Source organism: uncultured Alsobacter sp. (assembly GCF_945952055.1).
In the GTDB taxonomy this organism is placed as follows: domain Bacteria; phylum Pseudomonadota; class Alphaproteobacteria; order Rhizobiales; family Beijerinckiaceae; genus Alsobacter.
This window is the reverse complement of the sequence record NZ_CAMFHB010000100.1, coordinates 1-4,331: the sequence shown is the minus strand read 5'-3', so window position 1 is coordinate 4,331 and position 4,331 is coordinate 1. Positions and strand designations below refer to the sequence as shown.

Annotated in this window: 6 protein-coding genes; all 6 read left to right on the top strand. The window is 67.1% G+C overall.

The window, feature by feature from the left end:
- Nucleotides 1-290: 290 nt before the first annotated feature.
- The 6 genes from Q0Q47_RS30985 (at nucleotide 291) to Q0Q47_RS30960 (ending at nucleotide 4,254) form a co-directional block, all read left to right on the top strand.
- Entirely contained in the window at nucleotides 291-617 is a 327-nt protein-coding gene (locus Q0Q47_RS30985) for a hypothetical protein (RefSeq protein WP_293869026.1), read from the top strand.
- Between the two features lie 238 nt (nucleotides 618-855).
- The gene (locus Q0Q47_RS30980; RefSeq protein WP_293869024.1) at nucleotides 856-1,410 is read left to right on the top strand and encodes a hypothetical protein; all 555 of its coding nucleotides are present in this window, start codon (nucleotides 856-858) and stop codon (nucleotides 1,408-1,410) included.
- Between the two features lie 188 nt (nucleotides 1,411-1,598).
- A complete protein-coding gene (locus tag Q0Q47_RS30975; protein WP_293869022.1) occupies nucleotides 1,599-2,252 on the top strand; it encodes a YdeI family protein in 654 nt (217 codons plus the stop codon).
- An 83-nt stretch (nucleotides 2,253-2,335) separates the two neighbouring features.
- Nucleotides 2,336-3,181: a DUF3626 domain-containing protein gene (locus Q0Q47_RS30970; protein WP_293869020.1), complete on the top strand. Its 846-nt coding sequence runs from the start codon at nucleotides 2,336-2,338 to the stop codon at nucleotides 3,179-3,181.
- A gap of 71 nt (nucleotides 3,182-3,252) precedes the next feature.
- The gene (locus tag Q0Q47_RS30965; protein ID WP_293869018.1) at nucleotides 3,253-3,714 is read left to right on the top strand and encodes a VOC family protein; all 462 of its coding nucleotides are present in this window, start codon (nucleotides 3,253-3,255) and stop codon (nucleotides 3,712-3,714) included.
- 21 nt (nucleotides 3,715-3,735) lie between these two features.
- The gene (locus tag Q0Q47_RS30960; protein ID WP_293869016.1) at nucleotides 3,736-4,254 is read left to right on the top strand and encodes a hypothetical protein; all 519 of its coding nucleotides are present in this window, start codon (nucleotides 3,736-3,738) and stop codon (nucleotides 4,252-4,254) included.
- The last annotated feature ends 77 nt before the right edge of the window (nucleotides 4,255-4,331 follow it).

Genomic DNA, 4,331 nt, shown 5'->3' with positions numbered 1-4,331 from the left:
TCTCGCAGTACGAAAAGCTCGCGAAAACTCAAGCAATTTGATGCAGCCGCCCTGCTGCATATAGGCAGCCCGATTCCGTTCTTGTATTGCGTCGTGCAAGGCAAATCGGCGGGAACTCGCCACTGCCGCTGCTGACTGTGAACCTATTTCAATAGCACGACTTCACCTGCGCCAAAGCGAGTGACGACCTCAGAACCTATACAAGCCGACGGTGCCGACCACTCCCCCTTCACCCGCCTCCGATCCGCTTCGTCCACCGCAGTGCCCTATCGGCCAGCCATCAGGTCCCCATGGAAGCATTCTCGCTCTGGCTGGAGTTCGAAGAGTACGAAGGTGGATACCCAACACCGGACGACGATCCAGCGTGTGATTACTGCAACGTGCAGATCCGGGTCGGAGCGGCCCTCTACGCTGCGAATGTCTGGACCTTTGGCTGCATCGAACGCGCACGAGCAGAAGCTGCCATCGAGCAAGGCCTGGATCGCCCTGCCGATTGGCTGCTGGCGCCAGACCTGCTGGTCTCCCGCCTGGATCGGCTCACCATCTCTGCCGCGGTGAGCGACCTGATGGCGCATGGAGGCTTGCCGAACCACTGGTTGGTGTCGGCAGGTGAGTGACCGACGCCCGGGGTCTCACAATTTCTCCAGGCCGACGCCGAGTCGCGGCACAACGCAGGTGTCTGGCACCTGGGGATGGTGCGCCCCGAGCAGCCACATTCCCCAACCGCAGAGGGACTGAGTCATCTCCCCGCTTTCCTCACGAACAACCTGGAGCGAGCTGGCGCGGCACGAGCGGTGGCGCGCGACCGTTGCGTTCGTCCGTGTCTGGGTCGGGCCGTTCGACGCCACTGCCGGAATGAGCGCCGACGCGCTGGAGGCGGTGCTCCGGTCGAAGGGGCTGCCGCTCTCCGCGGCCATTCAAGAGTGGTATCTCCTCGCGGGTCGCTGGAATCAGCGGGGAATCCCTCACTGGATCGCGCCCGAATTGTTGGCCGTCGACGAGGGCGTGATCACGGTGCTCGCCGACGTCCACGGCGTCGAGTCGTGGGTCGTGCGCTGCGAAGACCAGGGCCTCGACGATCCGCCGGTGTTTGCCGCGTTCGAGACGAGCGAGGTGGCCTTCCCCTCGTTCTCGCAGTTCGTCGCCGCGATGATCGTCAATGAGGTGCTGGTCGAGGCCGCCAGCGAGGGCACCATGGTCGACATCGGCCACGACGCCTGGGCGCGTGTCCGCGCATCCCTGACTCCCATCGTGTCGTCGTCGTGCGGCGAGTTTCTCGCGGACGCCCCCCTCGAATCGGCAACCGTCGTGATCTTCAAGTACCCCGGCGACGGACCAACGATGTGCCGGTCGAGAACGCCAGAGGGGCAAAGATGGCTCGAACGGCTCCGGGGCGCGGGAGCCGTGTAGCGCGACAGCAAGCACTTCGGTGGCCCCTCTGCGCACCGCACGACAGAAGGACCATGACGTGATCGTTCGCAGGGTGCGGCCGGGCTGCTCCTCCGTACGCCTCGGGTGATGCGCGCTGTCTCCTCGCGGTCGACGTGTGCTCTGATCCCTGCGCCCGCCCTGCCGTCATCCCGAAAGACCTCGTCGTCATGCCCGACCCCGATCCGTCGAAGATCCTGCCCTTCGCATCGCCTGCGGACCTGCGCCAGTGGCTCCGCGCGAACCATGCCGTGGCGCGCGAGCTGTGGGTGAAGGTCTACAAGAACGGGGCGGGCGTCTCCTCGGTGAGCTGGGAAGAGATCGTGATCGAGACGCTCTGCTGGGGCTGGATCGATGGGATCAAGAAGTCCCATGACGACCGCGCGTACCTCCAACGTATCACCCCGAGAAACGCCCGGAGTGTCTGGTCGAAGCGCAACACGGAACACGCCGAGCGGCTGATCGCCGAGGGGCGGATGGAGGAGCCCGGCCTCGCCCAGGTGCGCGCGGCGAAGGCCGACGGTCGCTGGGCCAACGCCTATGCGCCGGTGAGCGAGATGACCGTTCCCGATGACTTTCTCGCGGCCCTCGATGGCAGGCCCGAGGCGCGGCGGTTCTTCGAAGGGCTTCCGAAGTCGGGTCGCTTCGTCATCGCCTATGGGCTCACCTCCGCGAAGAAACCCGAGACCCGGCAGCGGCGCTTCGAGAAGTTTCTCGACATGATGCGGCGGGGAGAACGTCCCGACGGCGGACCTGCCGCGTCCACGGAACTCGACGCGGGCACCTCACAGGTCCGAAGCCCCAGAGGGAGCGCGCGCGGGTGAGGCCCGCGCACACCGGGGAGGGGCGCGCGGTGCCTTCCCAGATGTGTGGACCGGCGGGGGATCGGCCGTGCGACGATGGCCGCATGACCGTGTTCCCACCCGCGTCTCCGCAGGCGCGCGCCCTCGCCCACGTCGCCGCGCGCGCAGCGGGCGAGGCGCTCGATGCGTCGCTGCCGATCACCGTGCATTTTCATCCCGACCGGCTCGTGGCGGGGCGCTCGATCTTGCAGGCCATGGCGCACGACGGCGTCTATCGGAGTCAGTTCGAGACCGGCACCAGCAATGGGGGATTGACCGCCCATCCCGGCGGCGATCGCTGGCGCTGGGAGAGCCGCATCTTCGGCGGCGCCTATGACCTGTCACCTCCCTCGGAACGCCCGAAGTATGGGTCGCTGAACGTCCATCGACGTGCGCACGGCGGATCACCGCGCTTCGGCTCCGCGCACCTTCGTCTCCGGGGAGAGATTCTCTCACGGACGACGTTCTGCCATCCCGACAGCGTGTTCGAACCGACCTGTTTCGGGGTCGCGGCGCGCGGTTCCGCGGTGATCGCGCAGGCCATGGCGACGGAGGCCGATGCGCTCGATGACTATGTTGAAGCGCAGATTCACGGTGAGGTGCGGTTCTCCCGTGACGTCGACGCGATCGTGCTCGACCCCTGCTACCGCGACACCGCCGTCGAACGCGAAGCCCGCGCGCTCGGGTGCGTGGTCGCGTGGCATCCGGGGTTCTGTCTGCACACCGACGTGTTGCGCCTCCATGGCGACTACCGTGGTCCCGAGGTGGTCGCGCTCGGACTCGCGCTCGCCGACGACGGGGCGTTGACCCCGCGCACGCTCGGTCTCGCCGCGGCCACGGGGCGTCACGATCCGCAGTCGCTCAAGCGACTCTGGCACTGCGTCGCGCGCTTCGGTCTGCGCGAATTGTGACCCGAGCGCGCCCCTCGCGGTACACCGCGCGCCCCCCGTCGGCCGAGAAGACCCTGCGCGGAGAAACGTCCATGAAGAAGGTCACCCCGTTTCTGATGTTCAACGATCAGCTCGAAGCGGCGATCGAGTTCTACACCGCGACCTTTCCCGACTCCGAGGTGCGAAACGTCGCGCGGAATGGCGCGGACGGCCCCGTGCAGTCGGCGGAGTTCGTGGTCGGTGGGCAGTCGTTCATGGCCTACAACGGCGGGTCGTACTTCAGCTTCTCCGAAGGCGTGTCGTTCTATGTCGACTGTGCCGACCAGGCCGAGGTCGACGCCTACTGGGATCGCTTCCTGCGCGCCGGTGCGAAGCCCTCGCGCTGCGGCTGGATCAAGGATCCCTTCGGACTCTCGTGGCAGATCGTTCCGCGGCGCTTCACCGAGCTCGTGCGCGACCGTGATCCCCGCAAGGTGAAGGCCGTGGTGGCCGCCATGATGACCATGGTGAAGCTCGACGTGGCCGCGCTGGAGCGCGCCTACGACGAGGCCTGAGCGCGTACGGTGAGGCGAGCCATGCGTGTTGTGATCCTCGGCAATTCGGGCTCGGGAAAATCCACGCTGGCGCGATGGTTCGCCTCGCACACGGGCGCGGCGTCGCTCGATCTCGACACCGTGGCCTGGGAGCCGGGGAAGGTCGCAGTTCCCCGCGCACCCGAGGTCGCCGTCGCGATGGTGCGTGCGTTCTGCGAGGCGCACACGCAGTGGGTCGTCGAGGGCTGTTATGCGGGCCTGGTGTCGGCGACCTTTCCCTTCGCGCCACGGCTGCTGTTTCTGAACCCCGGCGTCGACCGTTGCATCGCCCACTGTCGCGCGCGGCCCTGGGAGCCGCACAAATACGCGTCGGCGCAGGAGCAGGACGCGCGTCTCGACATGCTGCTCGCGTGGGTGGCCGCCTACGACACCCGCGAGGGAGACCTGTCGTTGAAGGGACACCGCGCGTGCTTCGAGGGCTACGCGGGGCCGCGGCATGAGCTCACGGAGCCGCTCTCGCTCGATCCGCCATCGCGCGAGCTCCTCGAATGGGCGCGATGAGCCTCGACGGCGCGTGTCGACCGCAGGGCGGGCGCACCAAATCTGCTTGAGTTCTCGGGCAATCGCGATAGGGGCGA